Genomic DNA, 19,032 nt, shown 5'->3' with positions numbered 1-19,032 from the left:
GATTCAGAATCGAAATAGGTTCGAGTTCTGACATTCATTGATACGGTACTCATTCCCTTAGTATTGTTACCTTCACGATTTTCTATCCTATATTAATGAACAGTTATCTGCGTTAAACACACATTACGCGTTAAGTAACATCAATAAAACCAATAAAGAATAAAAAACCTTTCCCACTTTTTTGAGGAAAGGTTTATCGTTTATCCAGCCTTTCACTCTTATCGATCAAGGTCATACCTTGCTCAGGTTAGCACCTTATCACTTTTACGAATGTGGAGACCTACTAAATAGGTTTCACAAAAAAACATTTGATATGTAAGAAAAGTGATGGTTGCCGGGTTTCATTGGGCCTGTCCCTCCGCCAGCTCGGGATAAGAGAGTATCCGTTCAATGACATATCATATCGCAGTATTCCTTAAGGTGTCAACAGAATTTCGAAAAAAAACAAAGTCGAACTGTGTCACACTATTTCCACGAAATCGACAAACTTTAAAAGAATTATCGATTATAAAGGACTATTTTAGAATCTGTGCGCACTTTTTAATGATATGTTACGTAAAATACGTTAAATAGTATAGACTATTTTTATTAATGTGTTATACTAATTGTAAATTTGAGATAATTTATGGAAATTTAAAAATTAATAAAGGATGGTTTAACATGAATTCAGTTGAAGTTTCAAATGAGCAGCTATTAGAATTAGTGAATGGAAAAAACGCACTCCATAACCTATCTGTTCCTATTTTAGTTGAAAAAGTACTATCTAGACAAGAGGGAATCCTTACTTCGACTGGGGCTATACGTGCGACAACTGGGAAATACACCGGAAGATCACCTGAAGACAAATACATCGTAGAAGAAGCATCTACTAAAGATAGAATTGATTGGGGTAAGGTAAACAAACCAATTTCTGAAGAGGTATATGAAAAACTTTATACAAAAGTACTTTCATACTTAACAGAAAAAGATGAGATTTTTGTATTCAATGGATATGCTGGTGCTGACAAAAAAGTACGCATGCCAATCCAAGTAATCAATGAATATGCTTGGCATAATCTTTTCTCACAACAAATGTTTGTTCGACCATCAGAAGAGGATCTAAAAACACATCAACCTGAATTCACAGTTATTTGCGCACCGAATTTTAAGGCTGATCCTGAGGTAGATGGTACCCGCTCCGAAACATTTATTATCATTTCCTTTGAAAAACGAACAGTGTTAATCGGAGGAACAGAATATGCTGGAGAAATTAAAAAATCAATTTTCTCTGTGATGAACTATGTATTGCCTGAAAAAAATATCCTTTCCATGCACTGCTCTTCAAACGTAGGCCCAGAAGGTGACGTTGCACTATTCTTTGGTCTATCTGGAACAGGAAAAACAACTCTTTCAGCAGATCCAAAACGTCGTCTTATTGGAGATGATGAGCACGGTTGGTCTAGCTCTGGAGTGTTTAATATTGAAGGCGGTTGCTATGCTAAATGCATCAACCTTTCACGCGAGAAGGAACCACAAATTTTCGATGCCATTCGCTTTGGCTCTGTGTTAGAAAATGTGGTTGTGGATAAAGAATCCAGAATAGCAGATTATGATGATAATTCATTAACTGAAAATACAAGAGCTGCATACCAAATTGATAATATTGATAATATTATTGTGCCTAGTATTGCAGGTCATCCAAATACAATCGTATTTTTAACAGCCGATGCTTTTGGTGTTTTACCTCCTATCAGTAAACTAACTAAGGAACAAGCCATGTACCATTTCTTAAGCGGCTATACTAGTAAACTAGCAGGAACAGAGCGTGGAGTTACTGCTCCACAAGCAACATTCTCAACTTGCTTCGGATCTCCATTCCTACCACTTCCTGCAACAGAATATGCAGAAATGTTGGGTAGAAAGATTGATGAGCACAATGTTCAAGTATTCCTAGTGAATACAGGCTGGACCGGTGGAGAATATGGCGTTGGAAGCAGAATGAAACTATCATATACTCGCGCAATGGTTCAAGCTGCTTTAGAAGGCGAGTTAAACAATGCTGAAACCGTGAAGAATGATATCTTTGGTCTGGAAATTCCGATTCATATTCCTGGGGTTCCTGATGATGTACTTCAACCATCAAAAACATGGGCAGACCAAAGTCAATACTATGTAAAAGCAAAAGAATTAGCAGTTAAATTCAAAGAAAACTTCAAAAAGTTCTCTAATGTTGCTAAAGAAATCGAATTATTGGGCGGACCACGCATTTAATAACAAATGTGTAAGTGCCTTGCTCAGCCCTGACAAGCACAAGACGAGCCGGCTTGAAGGTTGCTCTTTGACCTTCTCGACGGATTGGCTTGTGACCTCGAGGGGCTAGGCGCTGGAACTAGACGTAAAGGAAGCTCGAGGAGATTAGTCCTCGAGCTTTTTTGTCTTCGGCTCCCTTGTTTTCATCCACTCCGTTAATCGTCTTACTGTTTCTCGATTTTCATGTGGAGGAAAGTAATGAGTGTATTGTGGGAAATACCAACTTTCTACCTCTTTTCCGAGTTCCTTAATTCTTTTTTCTAGACGATTAGCATGGTTAACAGATACATTTTTATCTTTTTCACCATGAATAATAAGAACTGGAGCCTCAAGCTTTTCAAGTTCGTATAATGGTGTTCTCCACTTATAACGTTCCGGATATTTGGTAGGTGTCCCTCCAATTACCCGCTTCAACATTCGCCGCAAATCATTTCGTTCCACATACGTTAGGCTTAAATCACTCACGCCACCCCATGTAACGATCGAACATATCTGTGGATGCTGAATGGCCGTAAGAAGGGCCATTACTCCCCCGCGTGAAAATCCAAAGACATGGATCCGTGTCGGGTTCACTTTTTCATGCTCCTCAAGCACTTTAAAAGCAGAAAATGCATCATACCTGTCATAACCAGCGAAATCTTCATTCCCATCTCCGCCCTGATTTCCCCGATAAAAAGGTGCCATCACCACAAAACCTTCTGAAGCAAATTGGATGATGCGTCCAATTCGGACCATACCTACATTTTTTATACCACCACGTAAATATAAAAAACCGTCGTATACTCCCTCTTCCTTTGGTTCAGCAAGAAAACCTTTCACTTTTAATCCTTTACTCCAATATGTAATTAAATAAAGATTGATTGCCGGATTGGGAGACGGAAATCTCTGTTTTTCGATAATAGTGCCTTCCACCATATGATCCATCCTCTCTACAACATTATTGTACAACCTTTACTTTAAATGTTCTAAAAAAACGCAAAAATAGGCATTCACACATTTTTGTCACGTTTCATAATCTATCTTAAGTAATTACTAAAGTCGACAGATGAACTGTCAAGGAGGAATGAATACATGCGCCGTATTCTTGCAAGTCTTTTTGCATTACTGCTTATTATTCCGTTAGTCGCTTGTAATAATGACCAGGTCCAAAAAATTCGTATTGCAGAGGTTACTCGTTCGGTGTTCTATGCACCTCAGTATGTAGCGATTACGGAAGGATTTTTTGAAGAAGAGGGCTTAGAAGTTGAATTAACAACTGTACCAGGTGGAGATAAGACTATGACTGCGTTAATATCTGGTGGTGCTGATGTAGCCTTAGTTGGTTCTGAAACATCCATATATGTTGAGGCACAAGGCTCAACCGACCCTGTTATAAATTTCGCAGCTCTTACACAAACAGATGGTACATTTTTAGTCGCAAGAGAGAACATCGAAAACTTTAGCTGGGAACAACTCAAAGATAGTACATTCCTTGGCCAACGTAAAGGCGGTATGCCACAAATGGTTGGGGAGTTTGTATTAAAAAAGCATGATATTGACCCACAAGGTGATTTGAATCTCATTCAAAACATTGACTTTGCGAATATTTCTAGTGCTTATGCGTCAGGCACAGGAGAGTTCGTCCAGTTATTTGAACCAACTGCAAGCCTTTTTGAAAAAGAAGGCCGTGGCTATATTGTAGCATCATTCGGTGAAGAATCTGGGAAGGTTCCATATACATCCTTTATGACAAAGCAAAGCTTTATTGATGAAAATGAAGAAGCTGTTGAAAAATTCACAAGAGCGATTTATAAAGCACAGCAATGGGTGGATTCCCATAGCCCAGATGAAATCGCAGAATCCGTTCAAGAGTTCTTCCCAGATACACCGCTTGATCTAATCACTTCTTCTATTGAACGTTACAAGAATCAAGGTTCTTACGCAACTAATCCTGTTTTATCAGAGGAAGCTTGGAATAACCTTCAAGACATTATGGATGAAGCAGGAGAATTACCAAAGAGAATTGACTACAACACACTTGTGAACACAAGTATTGCTGAAAAAGTAATTTCCAAATAGGAGTGTTACTATGAGCTTTTTGTCAGTAAAAGATATACACCATGTTTACTTTACAAAGGATTCAACAACGACCGCACTCGAGGATATTTCGCTCACAATCGAGGAGGGAGAGTTTATCTCTCTTCTCGGCCCTAGTGGGTGTGGTAAAACCACTTTACTCTCTATTATTGCTGGATTATTAAAACCGACCTATGGAGAGGTTTTAATCGAAGGTAAAAAGATCGAAAAAGCGAAGTCCGACATCGGCTATATGCTGCAGCAGGACTACTTATTTCCATGGAAGACAATTGAGGAGAACATCCTTGTAGGCTTGCGAATCATGAACCTAGAAACAGAACAAACAAGAAAAAACACCTTAGAACTACTTGAAGAAATTGGCTTAAAAGGGGTTGAAAAAGCTTATCCGAAACAGCTCTCAGGAGGGATGAGACAAAGAGCCGCATTGGTTCGCACTCTTGCAACAAATCCAAAAATTCTTCTACTTGACGAACCATTCTCTGCACTGGATTTTCAAACGAAGCTGAAATTAGAGGACCTTGTTTCAGAAACTTTAAAGGAATACCAAAAAACAGCCATTCTTGTCACACATGATATTGGTGAGGCTATTGCCATGAGCGATCGAATCTTCCTTCTTTCTAAAAGACCAGGTAAGATTGCAAAAGTATTTGATATCCCAGAGAACCTGCGCAATGAGACTCCCTTTGATGCAAGACAACACCCAGAGTATTCGATTATTTTTCAGCAAATATGGGAGGAGTTAGATAAACTTGAAACAAAACCTGAACATTAAAGACCTTCACAACCATTATCTGCAGTCGATTAAAAAAGAGAAAAGACTAGTCAGATTTTATCAAATCCTAATTTTTATTGTCTTTTTCGGGTTCTGGGAAATTGCGAGTCGTAGCCATTGGATAGACCCTTTAATCTTTAGTGCTCCTTCAAAAGTTTGGAATCTATTTTTAGATAAAATAAATGATGGAAGCCTATTTAATAATCTTGCTGTAACATTGTTTGAAACAGTACTAGGGTTTATTATAGGAACGGTCTTAGGGGTTTTAATTGCCGCGCTTTTATGGTGGTCAGAACGTCTTTCAAACATCCTTGATCCGTATTTAGTCGTTTTAAATGCAATGCCAAAAGTAGCGTTAGGCCCAATCTTAATCGTTGCCTTAGGCACCGGATATGTGTCTATTATTGCAATGGGTGCAATAATTTCGGTTATTATCACGACAATTGTCATCTACACTTCGTTTAAGGAAGTCGATTATAACTACATTAAAGTACTACAGACCTTTGGAGCAAATCGGAAACAAATCTTCCGCGATGTCATTCTCCCCTCATCCTTTCCAGCCATTATCTCCACATTAAAAGTTAACGTTGGATTGTCATGGGTCGGAGTCATTGTCGGAGAATTCCTTGTTTCTAAGCAAGGCTTAGGCTATCTTATCATTTATGGATTCCAGGTATTTAATTTCACACTCATTTTCCTAAGCTTATTATTGATTGCCATTTGCGCAACACTCATGTACCAAGGGGTTGAACTCCTGGAGAGAAAGCTAATAAAGGATTCTAAATAGAAAGCTCTTCTAGTATCAACTAGAGAGCTTTTTTCGTTTTCAAATACTTTTCTACATAGTCAATGCTATGGGTTAAGACATCATCCTTCATGATGAAGCTATATCGTCGGTCCGTTTTTACATTGTCTAGTGGAATTTCTTTTAGCAAGACAGGCCCTTTTGTTTCAAAATAATTATTCTTCTCAAGAAGGCGTGCAATTTCAGCAAAATAAATATTTTTAATAATCGTTTTCCCTTTTCCTATAACCTTATATTGACCAATATATTCGATTTCCTGAACCTCAGCACCTGTTTCTTCCATTACCTCACGAATCGCGGCAGCCTTAGGAGCCTCCCCCTTCTCAACCTTTCCCCCTGGAAATTCGAGTCCTCGTTCAGAATGGTTTGTTAAAAGCCATTGGTCCCGATATCGACAGATGACCCACACATGCTTCGGTTGGTCCGAAAAAGGATTGGGTGTAAACGATAAATTCACTTCATTATGATACATGTCTTGAAAAACAATCATTTTTTTATTCTCCAATATCGTTGGTTTTATTATTATGATAACATAAAAACAAGCCGCTTCATGTAGAAGTGGCTTAATCAATATTACCTAATACATCAAGTATGCCTTGTGATTGTATGAATTCTTTTGTTTCCTGATCTCCAAGTCGATAGACCATCTGAAAAACCTGCAGCATGTTTGTGTCGTACTTATCATTTGATGAATCATTATGATATTCCACAAAAGGAACGTGTGCACGTAAAAATCCTTCAACTTCATTTGCATAATTCGAATCAAAAAGCTTTCGCAGTTGATGAATTTCCTCGTCTGTTGCTTCAATTTTGTACTCCCAAGTAGACCCGGACTTCACTTGAGATATTTCCCCACTTCCTACAGCAATATAATAGGTTTTCTTAGACTGTTGTTCCACTATGGTCACTCCTAACAGTGATTTACGTTATTTTAGCTTTTTCCTCTCGTGGAAAAAATATTCAACATTCAATATGGCCCTTGCCTAAATTTCGTTAAAATTAGTATCTTTTAAGACATTCCCCCATATACTAATTTCCAAGAAAACATGTGAAATAAGCAGGCAAAGGGGAAACCACTTATGAAAATAATTGATGAAATTTATGAACTGTATAGAGATAAATTAACAGGTGATGAAGAAGATGCGGACATCATTGCTTTTTCCGTGCTTGAACAATTTGAACGCGAAGATCTGATAGACCTTTTAAGAGATTTAACTGATCAAGAATTACGAAATTTAGTTGGTTTCTACATGATTGAAAACCTTAAAGCAAAAATGGCACGTGATGGAATTGGTCAATCAAAAATGATGACGATTAATGAGTTGAGGGATATACATTAAAAAGGATTGTCTTTTGACAATCCTTCCTAACTCAGTTTTAAAGTTTACTTACGATTCTTAATGCGTCCTCAATTGACTCTTGATTAACATCATAATGAGTGACAAATCGGACAAGTTTAGGTCCAAATGTTGAAACCAATACACCATGTTCTTTTAATAACGCAGCAAATTGACTTGAGGTTAAGCCTCTTTCACTCACGTCAACTAAAATGATATTGGTATCAATCTGATTTACGACTTTTATCCCTTTGATATTTCCGAGTCCTTCTGCAAGAAATTTTGCATGTTCATGGTCGAGGGCAAGACGGTCAACCATCGTGCGAAGTGCAACAAGTCCTGGGGCTGCTATAATCCCAACCTGTCTTAAACCTCCACCAAGACGTTTTCTCCATTTCCTTGCTTGCTTAATAAACTCTTCGCTCCCAGCGATGATCGAACCTACCGGGGCGCCTAAACCTTTTGATATACAAAATTGAACAGAATCCGTATATTGCGCAATGTCCTTTACAGGTCGTCCTAATGCTACTGCTGCATTGAATAGACGTGCACCATCCAAATGAACAGGAATATGATTTGCAGCTGCAATATGATGAATCGCTGCCATATTTTCAATTGGAATGACGGCACCTCCCGCTCGATTATGTGTATTTTCAATACAAATCAAGCCGGTTTCAGGGTTATGAACATCATCCTCTTGAATAGCAGACTCCACTTCTGTAGGATCCATTGCGCCTCTGTTCCCTTTTATTGTTCGTGGCTGTACTCCAGCAAACGCAGAAATCGCAGCACCTTCATAATTAAAAATATGAGAATCTTGTTCAACGATGATTTCATTCCCTTTTCGTGTATGAGTTAACACAGCAATTTGATTGCCTTGAGTTCCACTCGTAACAAATAATGCCGCTTCTTTCCCTAGCATATCAGCTGCTGTTTGCTCTAACTCTATTACAGTTGGATCCTCTTGATATACATCATCTCCAACCTCAGCTTCATAAGCTGCTTTTCTCATTTCGGCAGTTGGCTTTGTAACTGTATCACTTCGTAAATCGATCATAGTTCTCTCCTCCCCTACTAAAAAAATATAACAAAACCCTTCTTTCGACAAGAAAGAAGGGCAAACTATTTTTTATTTTCCTAAGAAGGATTGGAGCATCCAAATATGTTTTTCAAGTGTTTGGTGAATTGCAAGCAGCATATCGCCTGTTGTTTCATCATCCACATCACCAGCTACCTTCATACCTTCCTTTAATTCTCCCGTTAATATTGAAAAATCATTTGAAATAGTAGCTACCATATCATCGGCATTTTCATTACCGTTTGCTTCCTTAATAGAAGATAATTCAAGAATCTCTTTCATCGTAGCAACAGGTTGTCCACCAATTGCCAGTAATCGTTCCGCTAACTCATCAATATGAACTGCTGACTCATTGTACAATTCCTCAAATTTTTCATGAAGGGTGAAGAAATTAGAACCTTTAACAAACCAATGATAATTATGTAGCTTAATGTAAAGCACACTCCAGTTAGCAACTTGCTTATTTACCATTTCGACTAATTGTGTTGACATTCATATCTCCTCCTTATTTGTTAACATACCCCCTTTATAACACAGTGAAACATAAATTTTAATTTTGTTTCTTGACAAATTTCATACTTTTTCAATTTAATTGGAATATCAATATCTTCTATCATTTTTCATGTTAAAATAAAGGAAAAAAGAGGAGGTTGCTATGTTTATCGTATTAATTTTATCAATCATTATTGTTTTTGTTGTCCTGTTTTTAGCTGTTAGTACGACATCCAAAGCGTATAAGTACAAACATACAGTAGATGATTTAGAAGATAATCCACATTTAAACCAACCTGAAAATAAGGAGAATTCTGATGGAAAATAAACTTCTTCAAGAACTTGCAAATAATTGGTTAATTGAGGCAACTATTGATTCCATCCAAGAAAAGTATGAAAAAGAAGAATTAACAGCCAAACAATTGGTACTCATGTATTTACGTAGAATTGCAAACTATGACTCAGCATTACGTTCCATCATAGAGATCAATCCAGATGCATTGCAAATCGCAATGGCTCTAGATGCGGAGCGAAAAGAAATCGGACCACGTGGCTCGCTTCACGGAATTCCAGTATTACTGAAAGATAATCTAGACACGAACGATAAGATGCACACATCTGCTGGCTCACTCGCTTTAGCAGACTCGCATGCATCTGAAGATTCATATGTTGCGTATCTCTTAAGAGAAGCTGGTGCTATTATTTTAGGAAAAACAAATATGACAGAATGGGCAAATTTCATGACAGAAGGAATGCCTAGTGGATATAGCTCACGAGGAGGGCAAACATTAAATCCATATGGACCCGGTAAATTTGATGTCGGGGGCTCAAGCGCTGGTTCTGGCTCAGCCATTGCCGCAAATTTTGCAGTTGTTGCAGTTGGTACAGAAACGTCAGGCTCCATTTTAAGTCCTTCAAGTCAAAACTCACTTGTCGGCATAAAGCCAACCGTTGGATTAGTAAGCCGGGCAGGAATCATTCCTATTGCTCATACACAAGATACTGCCGGACCAATGGCACGTACCGTAAAGGATGCAGCTTACCTATTAACAGCAATGGCAGAAGTAGATGAACGGGATCCAATCACTTACACAGGCAGAACGTTAACCGCTACCGATTTCACCCATTTTTTAGATGCTGATGGGCTAAAAGGTGCACGGATTGGTGTTGCTAGAGAGGTTTATTTTGACTACCTAAGTGAGGAAAAACGTGCAGTCATGGATAAGGCAGTAAAGAAGCTTGAGGAACTTGGGGCAACTGTTATTGAGGATGTAAAAATTCCTTCTTCAAAAAACAAGTGGAGCTATGATGTGTTAACATATGAATTTAAGGTAGACCTAAATACTTATTTACGAAACCTAGACTCTTCCGTAAAGGTTCGAAATTTATCTGACTTGATTGCATTCAACAAGGAAAATAAAGAAAAAATGTTAAAATACGGCCAAATTATTTTGGAAGAGGCAGAAAGAACGAGTGGGACGCTGACAGAAAAAGAATATCTTGAAGCACTTGAGAATGACCATTATCATTCAACCGAAAACGGGATTGATTTTGTTTTAAACGAGCATCAATTAGATGCCATTGTATTCCCGAACAATATTGGAGCAAGTATACCGGCTAAAGCTGGTTATCCATCAATAACGGTACCTGCGGGTTATACATCTGAAGGAGAGCCAGTTGGAATCACCTTCACAGGAACTGCCTATTCAGAAGCCGCACTGATAAAATTGGCATATGCATACGAACAAGGAACAAAATATCGAATTCCACCAAAACTATAAAACCTCAGCCCTAGTGGCTGAGGTCCTTTTTTATCCAAAAACCTTATGAAGGTCTTCTTTTGATTGTGTTAGCCAGAAACGCATGAGGCGCTTTGCTCCCTCTAAGTCATGAAGTTTCGCTTGACCACATTGAGTTTCATTCGCTGCAGGAATTTCTGTAATTTCTAAGGCACTTTGCATTGTAGCTTCTAATAGGTCAATTATTTCTGAAACTGTTGGTTCCCCACTCACAACTAAATAATAACCTGTTTGACACCCCATAGGAGAGATATCAATAATATCAAAGTGATCATATTTCTCACAATGCTCACGAAGATTAAAAGCTAGTAAATGTTCAAGTGTATGAATAACATCTGGCTTCATCGCCTGTTTATTTGGCTGACAAAAACGAATATCAAACTTATTTACAACTCCATCTGTACCTACCTTGTGTACACCACAATGTCTTACATACGGAGCTTTAACTGCACAATGATCTAGTTCAAAACTTTCTACTGATGGCATTCTCTTCACTCCCTAAATAAACTTTATATCTATCATAACGCTAATTCCGATTTTTTTCATCAATTTAATTTGAATTGGAAAAAATTCGATGAGGTGACTTTTTGGACAACCTTTACAGATGCTTTTAATTACTTCCTATAGTATAGTATAAGTACTTAAACCAAGTAAGGGAAGTAGAAAAAATTGCTTCAAACGTTATTTATAGGTGTTATTCGTTTCTATCGAAGATTTATATCCCCATTAAAACCGCCAACTTGTCGCTTTTATCCGACTTGTTCCCAATATGGACTTGAGGCCATCAAACGCTTTGGTGCATTTAAGGGTGGTTGGCTGACCATTAAACGTTTATTAAAGTGTCATCCCCTCCATCCAGGCGGGATTGACTTTGTACCCGAAAAAAAGGAAGGTAAGCATCAACATTAATGCTACCTTCCTTTTTTTATTTTACGTTTGTTGTCTTTTCAAGATGTTCGTGAATTTCTCCTTTTTCGATGTGAACTTGAATATTATAATTCCCAGTTTCAGCGAATGTATAGTCTGATTGATAGACACCATTTTCAGTTTCACTTGCATCTATAAACTCATGCTTCTCGGCGCCATCTTTCCAAACCTCAAACCGAACGATTGCATCTGTCAAAGGTGCTCCTGACTCTTCAAAAGATACATGTAATGTAGATGATTTTCCTACAGGGTATTCAGTCTCAAGAGGGAAGTCGATTGAAACATCCCCACTTCCATGATGATGTTCACTTCCATGGTGTCCGCCATCTTCTGTTGGTTCATCCGCTGGCTCTTCTGTTGCACTAGGGTTTCCAATTACCACTTCAACCTTTGGCATGGTGTGCATGCTTCTCGCCGTTACATGTGCTGTCACAAAATATATCCCGTCCTGCTCAAACGTTTTAACAGCCGTATATTCACCATCAGAAGTGTGCTTCCCATCTAGAAATTCGCTTTCTTCACTGCCTTTTTGTACAATTTCAAATTGGACTTCATCCGCATCTTCAACTGCTTCTACCCCTTGAGTTACAATCGCATGTAAGGTTGCTTCTTCACCTGGATTGATTTTTTCAGGATCAAGCTTTACATCAACCGCAATTGGTACTAATTCTGTCGTATTCGTATTTTTCTTTTCTGTCTCATTATTACATGCTGCAAGCATGATTATTGCAGCCATCAAGAGAAAAAGGCCTATTTTTTTCATTTCTTTCACCTCAACTACATGGTACAACAAACGACCACTTTTTCCTGTGTCTTTTTTATGACATTATTCCTCTTATCCATGATAACCAATATTAACTTCTCTTTAACCTCTAAACATTAAAAAAGAGGTCAAATGACCTCTTTCCATCTTATTTATACCCGTTAACCACTACATCGAGTTTACCTGTTTCAGGATTAATAACGAGACCGTGAACAGGAACTTCCACTGGAAGGAGTGGATGGTTTTCAACCATTTCAACACTGTGTCGAACACTGTCTTCTACACTGCTAAAACCTTTAAACCATTTATCAAGATCGATTCCAGAGTACTTTAATGTATCAATTCTACCTTGAGTAACGCCTCTGTCTTTTATTTTTTGTAAAATCGCATCTGAGTTTAGTGAACTCATACCACAATCGTGGTGACCGACAATACAAACCTCGTCCGCATTTAATTCATACACGGCGACTAATATACTTCTCATTACACTTCCAAATGGATGTGAAACAACCGCACCTGCAACCTTTAAAATTTTCACATCTCCGTTTTTCATGTTCATTGCTTTTGGAAGCAGTTCAATGAGTCGTGTATCCATACAAGTTACAATAACCATTCTTTTATTTGGAAGCTTTGTCGTTTGGTATTTTTCGTATTCTTTCGTTTCAACAAATTCTTGGTTATATTCTAGAATATTATCCAGTAGTGACATACTTTTCACCCTTCTCTCTTTATTTCATTATATTTTATCAAAAACTGTTCCTTTTAGATAATATTTTTATTATTATTCACAAGTTCTTGTGTGTAGCAGAGATACTAATAATGACATTGTTTCTCTTAAAGAAGTTTTTTGTTCTCAAATCGGAATAATTACGATATAATATGAAAGGATTTCAAACAGGCACCACTTTGGTACTTGAGAGGAGAAAGAGTTTATGAAAAAAATAAGTGGATATATCGCGCTCCTACTAGTAATTGGCATACTTTCAGCTTGTGGAGCAGATCAAAATAAATCATCAGATAAAGAAGGAATGCTCACGATTTATACAACCGTATTTCCTTTAACAGACTTTACAAAAAGAATAGGTGGGGAAGATGTTATTGTTAATAGTGTATACCCACCGGGTGCTGATGCTCACTCATTTGAACCCACTCCTAGGGACATGACAGAAATCGCAAGTGCTGATGCTTTTATTTTCACTGGGGTCGGTGTTGAGGCTTTTGTATCTTCAGCAAAAAAGACCCTAGAAAAGGAAGAGGTTGCATTAATTGAAGCAGGATCTGGGATAGAATTCATGAATGCGGAAGACGATACTCACCACCACGATGATGAAGAAAATCATCAGCATGGAGATATTGATCCACATATATGGCTAGATCCAGTCTACTCCATTCAGATTGCTGAAAATATTAAAAATGCGCTAACTGAGTTAAATCCTTCTAGTCAAGATGTATATCAAGAAAATTTCAACGTATTAAAAGGCCAATTAGAAAAATTGAACACAGAATTTATGGAAGTAGCCAACTCTGCAAAACGTAAAGAAATTCTAGTTGCCCATTCGGCTTACGGATACTGGGAAGCTCGTTATGGAATAAAGCAAATAAGTATTACTGGCTTTTCCCCTTCCAATGAACCATCTCAAAAAGAGTTAACAACTATTATTGAATCTGTAAAAGAACAAAACCTAGAATATATCCTATTCGAACAAAACATTTCATCAAAAATTGCTGAAACGGTTCAAAAAGAAACAGGTACAAAAAGCTTAACCCTTCATAATTTGGAGGCCTTAACACAACAAGAAATCGAAGATAACAAAGATTATTTTAGCTTAATGACACAAAACCTAGATACATTAAAAAAGGCACTAAATTAACTACCACCCTTGGGATATGTTGCTTGTTATCCGTGCTTCTTCACTTGGAGAAAATAAAGGATGCTAGACCACATTCCTAAGAAAGAGGTGTAGTAAAATGGCACAAGACGTATTATGTGAAGTTAAAAACTGTCATTATTGGGCAAACGGCAATAAATGTAGTGCTGATGCAATCTATGTTGTAAGTCACTCAGGGAAAACAGCATCAGAACAAACTGAAACGGATTGTAAAACTTTCATACCAAGTGAGTTATAGAAATGTGACCAAGACAGCTGATTTACTCAGCTGTCTTTTTATATTTTAAAATTGCCGAAACAAATTCCCCTATACTTGCATAATCCTTATAACATGTCGAATTTTTTGAAATAAAATAATTGACAAAATAAAAAAATAAACATATGATACTTTTAAAAGTTGCACTAAGGAAACAATTATTCATTAAAACAAAAAACATAATATAAAATAAAGGCTTGAGAGGAGAATAAGCGATGTATGAAAATCTTTTACTCGCTTTTGGTTTAACTTTATTCGCTGGCCTCGCAACCGGTATAGGGAGCTTAATAGCTCTCTTTACGTCCAGAACGAATACCAAATTTCTATCCTGGACACTCGGTTTCTCAGCAGGTGTCATGATTTATGTATCCATGGTTGAAATCTTTGTTAAAGCAAAAGATGCGCTAACGTCTGAACTTGGGAATGAACTAGGGAACTGGATGACAGTTGCAGGATTTTTCGGGGGAATGCTTTTAATTGCTTTAATTGATAAGTTTGTCCCTGAGAGTAGTAACCCACATGAGGTAAAAAAGGTGGAGGACATGAATCTGTCATCTTCCAAGTTAGAAGAAGCTCAATTATTAAAAATGGGAACATTTACAGCTCTCGCTATTGGGATTCACAATTTTCCTGAAGGTATAGCCACCTTTACTTCAGCTCTTCAAGACCCTGGTCTAGGTATCGCTATAGCAGTTGCAGTAGCGATTCACAATATACCTGAAGGAATAGCGGTTGCTGTTCCGGTCTATTTTGCAACAGGAGATAAAAAAAGAGCGTTTAAGCTCTCGTTTCTTTCCGGTTTAGCTGAACCTGTCGGGGCCATTGTTGCTTTCTTGATTTTAATGCCATTTTTAAACGATATCATGTTTGGGATAATCTTCGCTGCCGTAGCAGGAATTATGGTGTTTATTTCTCTTGATGAATTACTCCCTGCTTCTAAACGTTATGATAGTGGACATTTATCCATTTATGGATTAATTGCAGGTATGGCTGTTATGGCGTTAAGTCTACTACTATTTATCTAACTTTATTCAGCTGGGCCCATCCCACGCTGAATAAAGTTAACATTGCATTACCTGTTTCTGTTTCGTAATATGCTGAATCCATTCGCGGTCTACCTCATATCCAATTCCTGGTTCATCTGGAACGGTAATGCAGCCGTTTTCTACAGTAACTTCTGGAATAATAACATCCCTTGACCAATATCTAGAGGACGCAGAAATATCTCCAGGAATTGTGAAGTTTGGTAGGCTCGCTAAGGCAATATTATGGGCTCTTGAAATTCCGGTTTCAAGCATTCCCCCACACCAGACAGGGATTTGATGGGACCTACAAATATCATGAATACGTATTGCCTCAGTGATTCCACCCACTCGCCCAATTTTGATATTCATTACTCGACAGCTCCCCATTTCAATTGCCTTACGGGCATCTTCTGCCGATGTGATGCTTTCATCCAAACATATAGGTGTTGAAAGTACTTTTTGCAGCTTTGCATGATCAAAAATATCATTCTCCGCTAGTGGCTGTTCAATCATCAACAACTTAAACTTATCTAATGCTTTAAGTTTTTCAGTATCTTGTAAAGTATAAGCCGAATTCGCATCAACCATTAGCGGTAGATTTGGAAATTCCCGTCTAATTTCTTTTAGAAGCTCATAATCTTGTCCAGGCTTAATTTTTATTTTGACTCGTTTATAACCTGTGTTCACGTGCTCCTGAATTTTACGTAATACTTCCTCAAGTGAATTAATACTTACGACTACGCCTGAATCAATAGAATCTCTCGTTCCGCCAATCGCTTTAGAAAGAGAAGTTCCTTGTTTTTTTGAATATAAATCCCATATGGCCATGTCGATGCTAGCTTTCGCCATATTATTTCGTTTTACAAATTGAAAACATTCCTGTAGTTGCTGAGGATGCTCAACCTCCTCTTGTAAAATTTGCGGGATCAGATAATCGACAAGTATATGCCAACAAGTTTTAATCGTCTCTTCTGTATACCAAGGTGATGAAAAGGCAACAACTTCTCCCCAACCAACGAAACCTTCAACATCCTCCATTTCAACAAGAATACTCTCTCTTGTATTAACCTGCCCCATACTTGTTACAAACGGTGAGAGCAAACTTTGTTGTATGAGATGGAGGGTAACCTTTTTCACCTTAATCATTTTTCTCATCCTTTAGTAGATCAACTAATTTCCGTCTCATAAGTTTATTAGATGCATTTCGTGGGAGGGCATCAACAAAATGGATGGATTTTGGAACTTTATAACGTGCAAGTTGTTCATGGCAAAAAGCAATGATTTCATCTTCATCTAGATTACTTCCTTCTTCTTTTATTACGAAGGCAGCTGGCACCTGTCCCCATTTTTCATCATCCACACCTGTAACACCCGCTTCTAAAATGTTAGGATGTGACAATAGAACTGCTTCAAGTTCAGCAGGATAAATGTTCTCTCCCCCTGAAATAATTAAATCTGAACGGCGATCTAACACAAATAGAAACCCTTCCTCATCGATGTAACCAATGTCACCAGTGTATAGCCAGCCATCAACTATTGAAGTCATCGTAGCATCAATCCGATTTAAGTAGCCTTTCGTCACGTTTGGTGCCTTTACAACGATCTCCCCTATTTCATTAGGACGTGTAGGTGTACCATCTTTATCTATTTTGATTTGTACTGGAAAAAGTGGTTTACCTGCTGAACCTAGCTTTGAAATACTATACTCAGGTCCTAACGTAACAACCTGTGATGCTGTTTCAGTCATGCCATAAGTCTGGAAAACAGGAATATTATAGGCAATACAATCCTCTAATAATGGTTTTGGTGCAGGACCTCCTCCAAGAAGCATACATCTAAAATGATTAGGGTAGCGCTCATCCCCTAACTCTCTAATCATCCTCGTTAGCATGACACCCACTGCTGACATGATTGTAACACCTTGATTCATAATCGCATCATTTGCTTTTTTGGGGTCGAATTTTTCGTGAATCACCGCTGGTATTCCGTAAATGACACTTCGATACAAAATCGATAACCCACTAATATGGAACATCGGAACAGTAAGTAACCAGCAATCATCCTGGTGTAACCCTAAATTTAAACTTGAGCCAATCGCGCTCCACCAATGGTTTCCATATGTATGAATAACACCCTTTGGTTTTCCAGTCGTTCCTGAAGTGTACATAATTGTATCTGCCTGTTCTAAAGAGAAATACTCTTGAATCTCACAGTCTTTCTCAGGAAGCTCATAAAGTTCATTTAATGGTATGTTTTTAATATTAAGATGAGCTACTTTCTCAAGAAAAGGCTCTTCGGTTAACAGCATTTTTGTGCCAGCATCACTCAATTGAAATTCTAGTTCATTACTTGTTAGTTTAATATTCAAAAGGACTGTAACTGCCCCAATATATTTCAGTGCATGAATCACCTCAACCATCTCAACACTGTTTCTCAGGAGCACAGCTACAACGTCATCCTTTTGTATCCCTGCAAAAGTGAGTTGGTTAGCCCTTTTTAACACATTTTTATGTAAAGTTAGAAATGATATCTCTTCATTTTCAGTTTTTATCGCAATTCGATTTGGCGTTAAAAACGAACGCTGTTTCAGCCAATTTGGTATTTCTGTTGAATTCATCTTTTTCAAATCCTCTTATGTTTGTATTAAAAATGCAAAAACAGCTTGATGAGGTCTTCATCAAGCTGAGAACTGAACATTAAGGGAAACGAGGGAATTGCTTAAAGTCTGGCATGCGCTTTTCTTTAAATGCGTCACGGCCTTCCTTCGCTTCTTCTGTTGTGTAGTATAGAAGAGTAGCATCGCCAGCCATTTGTTGTAGACCTGCTAAGCCATCTGTATCAGCATTCATTGCGGCTTTTAAGAAACGAAGAGCTGTTGGACTCTTTTCAAGAATTTCTTCACACCACTTAATTGTTTCTTCTTCAAGCTGCTCTAATGGAACAACAGTATTCACAAGACCCATGTCTAATGCCTCTTGCGCATTATATTGACGGCAAAGGAACCAGATTTCACGAGCCTTTTTATGACCAATGATGCGAGCAAGATATCCAGAACCATAACCTGCATCAAAGCTTCCAACCTTCGGACCAGTTTGTCCGAAAATAGCGTTATCCGCAGCAATTGTTAAGTCACATACAACATGTAATACATGTCCTCCACCAATTGCATAACCTGATACCATCGCGATAACTGGCTTTGGAATTACACGGATTAAACGTTGTAAATCAAGAACATTTAATCGTGGGATTTGGTCGTCTCCAACATATCCACCATGTCCTCGAACCTTCTGATCTCCACCAGAACAGAATGCTTCATCTCCTGCACCAGCAAGAACAATAACACCAATATTTGAATCATCTCTTGCATAAGCAAAGGCATCAATCATTTCTGCCACTGTTTTCGGCGTAAACGCATTTCTAACATGTGGTCGGTTAATGGTGATCTTTGCAATACCATTGTAAGTTTCATATAAAATCTCATCATACTTACGTTCTGCAACCCATTCAACTGCAGCCATTAGCTT

The 19,032-nt window shown here is 37.9% G+C and carries 22 protein-coding genes and 1 riboswitch; of the genes, 11 read left to right on the top strand and 11 right to left on the bottom strand.

Annotated features, from left to right (window positions below; all coding sequences use genetic code 11):
* Positions 1-215: 215 nt before the first annotated feature.
* Positions 216-378, bottom strand: a riboswitch (SAM riboswitch).
* Positions 379-660: 282 nt separating this feature from the next.
* Positions 661-2,250 (top strand): phosphoenolpyruvate carboxykinase (ATP), encoded by a 1,590-nt coding sequence (pckA, locus tag CKJ95_RS02955; protein ID WP_099351913.1) that lies wholly within the window; start codon positions 661-663, stop codon positions 2,248-2,250.
* A gap of 144 nt (positions 2,251-2,394) precedes the next feature.
* Here the strand turns inward: pckA and CKJ95_RS02950 are convergent, their stop codons facing one another.
* Positions 2,395-3,204 (bottom strand): alpha/beta hydrolase family protein, encoded by an 810-nt coding sequence (locus tag CKJ95_RS02950; protein WP_099351912.1) that lies wholly within the window; start codon positions 3,202-3,204, stop codon positions 2,395-2,397.
* A 156-nt stretch (positions 3,205-3,360) separates the two neighbouring features.
* On the opposite strand from CKJ95_RS02950, the gene CKJ95_RS02945 reads away from it, so the two are divergent.
* Genes CKJ95_RS02945 through CKJ95_RS02935 form a run of 3 tightly spaced genes read left to right on the top strand, consistent with a single transcriptional unit; the run spans position 3,361 to position 5,924 of the window.
* Positions 3,361-4,347: an ABC transporter substrate-binding protein gene (locus CKJ95_RS02945; protein WP_099351911.1), complete on the top strand. Its 987-nt coding sequence runs from the start codon at positions 3,361-3,363 to the stop codon at positions 4,345-4,347.
* A 10-nt stretch (positions 4,348-4,357) separates the two neighbouring features.
* On the top strand, positions 4,358-5,137 hold the full coding sequence (locus CKJ95_RS02940; protein WP_099351910.1) for an ABC transporter ATP-binding protein: 780 nt from the start codon (positions 4,358-4,360) through the stop codon (positions 5,135-5,137).
* Entirely contained in the window at positions 5,115-5,924 is an 810-nt protein-coding gene (locus CKJ95_RS02935; RefSeq protein ID WP_099351909.1) for an ABC transporter permease, read from the top strand. Before CKJ95_RS02940 ends, CKJ95_RS02935 begins: the two co-directional genes overlap by 23 nt.
* Positions 5,925-5,943: 19 nt before the next feature.
* Here the strand turns inward: CKJ95_RS02935 and ytkD are convergent, their stop codons facing one another.
* A complete protein-coding gene (ytkD, locus tag CKJ95_RS02930) occupies positions 5,944-6,432 on the bottom strand; it encodes an RNA deprotection pyrophosphohydrolase (RefSeq protein WP_099351908.1) in 489 nt (162 codons plus the stop codon).
* A gap of 73 nt (positions 6,433-6,505) precedes the next feature.
* Positions 6,506-6,844, bottom strand: coding sequence for a hydrolase (locus CKJ95_RS02925; protein ID WP_180271412.1), 339 nt, complete (start codon positions 6,842-6,844; stop codon positions 6,506-6,508).
* A 177-nt stretch (positions 6,845-7,021) separates the two neighbouring features.
* Between CKJ95_RS02925 and CKJ95_RS02920 the strand changes: the two genes are divergently transcribed.
* Positions 7,022-7,282, top strand: a complete 261-nt coding sequence (locus CKJ95_RS02920; RefSeq protein ID WP_099351906.1) for a DUF6154 family protein — start codon at positions 7,022-7,024, stop codon at positions 7,280-7,282.
* Positions 7,283-7,319: 37 nt separating this feature from the next.
* Here the strand turns inward: CKJ95_RS02920 and ltaE are convergent, their stop codons facing one another.
* Positions 7,320-8,336 (bottom strand): low-specificity L-threonine aldolase, encoded by a 1,017-nt coding sequence (gene ltaE / locus CKJ95_RS02915; protein WP_099351905.1) that lies wholly within the window; start codon positions 8,334-8,336, stop codon positions 7,320-7,322.
* A 72-nt stretch (positions 8,337-8,408) separates the two neighbouring features.
* Positions 8,409-8,849, bottom strand: a complete 441-nt coding sequence (locus CKJ95_RS02910; RefSeq protein ID WP_099351904.1) for a Dps family protein — start codon at positions 8,847-8,849, stop codon at positions 8,409-8,411.
* Positions 8,850-9,012: 163 nt separating this feature from the next.
* Here CKJ95_RS02910 and ytzI point away from each other — a divergent pair, with 163 nt between their 5' ends.
* Together ytzI and CKJ95_RS02900 are read left to right on the top strand one after the other, a co-directional pair.
* On the top strand, positions 9,013-9,177 hold the full coding sequence (ytzI, locus tag CKJ95_RS02905; RefSeq protein ID WP_099351903.1) for a YtzI protein: 165 nt from the start codon (positions 9,013-9,015) through the stop codon (positions 9,175-9,177).
* A complete protein-coding gene (locus CKJ95_RS02900; protein WP_099351902.1) occupies positions 9,167-10,630 on the top strand; it encodes an amidase family protein in 1,464 nt (487 codons plus the stop codon). Before ytzI ends, CKJ95_RS02900 begins: the two co-directional genes overlap by 11 nt.
* Positions 10,631-10,660: 30 nt before the next feature.
* Here the strand turns inward: CKJ95_RS02900 and CKJ95_RS02895 are convergent, their stop codons facing one another.
* Positions 10,661-11,134, bottom strand: coding sequence for an S-ribosylhomocysteine lyase (locus CKJ95_RS02895; RefSeq protein WP_099351901.1), 474 nt, complete (start codon positions 11,132-11,134; stop codon positions 10,661-10,663).
* Between the two features lie 183 nt (positions 11,135-11,317).
* Between CKJ95_RS02895 and yidD the strand changes: the two genes are divergently transcribed.
* A complete protein-coding gene (gene yidD, locus CKJ95_RS02890) occupies positions 11,318-11,557 on the top strand; it encodes a membrane protein insertion efficiency factor YidD (RefSeq protein ID WP_099351900.1) in 240 nt (79 codons plus the stop codon).
* Between the two features lie 16 nt (positions 11,558-11,573).
* On the opposite strand, the gene CKJ95_RS02885 is transcribed toward yidD, so the two are convergent.
* Positions 11,574-12,338: a FixH family protein gene (locus tag CKJ95_RS02885; RefSeq protein ID WP_142353916.1), complete on the bottom strand. Its 765-nt coding sequence runs from the start codon at positions 12,336-12,338 to the stop codon at positions 11,574-11,576.
* A gap of 148 nt (positions 12,339-12,486) precedes the next feature.
* Positions 12,487-13,047: a beta-class carbonic anhydrase gene (locus CKJ95_RS02880; RefSeq protein ID WP_099351898.1), complete on the bottom strand. Its 561-nt coding sequence runs from the start codon at positions 13,045-13,047 to the stop codon at positions 12,487-12,489.
* A 223-nt stretch (positions 13,048-13,270) separates the two neighbouring features.
* Between CKJ95_RS02880 and CKJ95_RS02875 the strand changes: the two genes are divergently transcribed.
* The 3 genes from CKJ95_RS02875 (at position 13,271) to zupT (ending at position 15,508) form a co-directional block, all read left to right on the top strand.
* On the top strand, positions 13,271-14,209 hold the full coding sequence (locus CKJ95_RS02875) for a metal ABC transporter substrate-binding protein (protein ID WP_099351897.1): 939 nt from the start codon (positions 13,271-13,273) through the stop codon (positions 14,207-14,209).
* 97 nt (positions 14,210-14,306) lie between these two features.
* On the top strand, positions 14,307-14,465 hold the full coding sequence (locus tag CKJ95_RS02870) for a DUF1540 domain-containing protein (RefSeq protein ID WP_099351896.1): 159 nt from the start codon (positions 14,307-14,309) through the stop codon (positions 14,463-14,465).
* A gap of 233 nt (positions 14,466-14,698) precedes the next feature.
* Positions 14,699-15,508: a zinc transporter ZupT gene (gene zupT / locus CKJ95_RS02865; protein ID WP_099351895.1), complete on the top strand. Its 810-nt coding sequence runs from the start codon at positions 14,699-14,701 to the stop codon at positions 15,506-15,508.
* Between the two features lie 36 nt (positions 15,509-15,544).
* On the opposite strand, the gene menC is transcribed toward zupT, so the two are convergent.
* The 3 genes from menC to menB all read right to left on the bottom strand — a co-directional run bounded on the left by menC (position 15,545) and on the right by menB (position 19,026).
* Positions 15,545-16,651 (bottom strand): o-succinylbenzoate synthase, encoded by a 1,107-nt coding sequence (gene menC / locus CKJ95_RS02860; RefSeq protein WP_180271411.1) that lies wholly within the window; start codon positions 16,649-16,651, stop codon positions 15,545-15,547.
* Positions 16,647-18,125: an o-succinylbenzoate--CoA ligase gene (locus tag CKJ95_RS02855; protein ID WP_099351893.1), complete on the bottom strand. Its 1,479-nt coding sequence runs from the start codon at positions 18,123-18,125 to the stop codon at positions 16,647-16,649. Before CKJ95_RS02855 ends, menC begins: the two co-directional genes overlap by 5 nt.
* Positions 18,126-18,204: 79 nt before the next feature.
* Complete coding sequence (menB, locus tag CKJ95_RS02850; RefSeq protein WP_099351892.1) at positions 18,205-19,026, bottom strand: 1,4-dihydroxy-2-naphthoyl-CoA synthase; 822 nt, start codon at positions 19,024-19,026, stop codon at positions 18,205-18,207.
* Positions 19,027-19,032 lie beyond the last annotated feature (6 nt).

Source organism: Fredinandcohnia onubensis, from assembly GCF_002734285.1.
Taxonomy (GTDB): domain Bacteria; phylum Bacillota; class Bacilli; order Bacillales; family Bacillaceae_L; genus Ferdinandcohnia; species Ferdinandcohnia onubensis_A.
The sequence above is the reverse complement of the archived record's forward strand: the minus strand, read 5'-3'. Positions and strand labels throughout refer to the sequence as shown.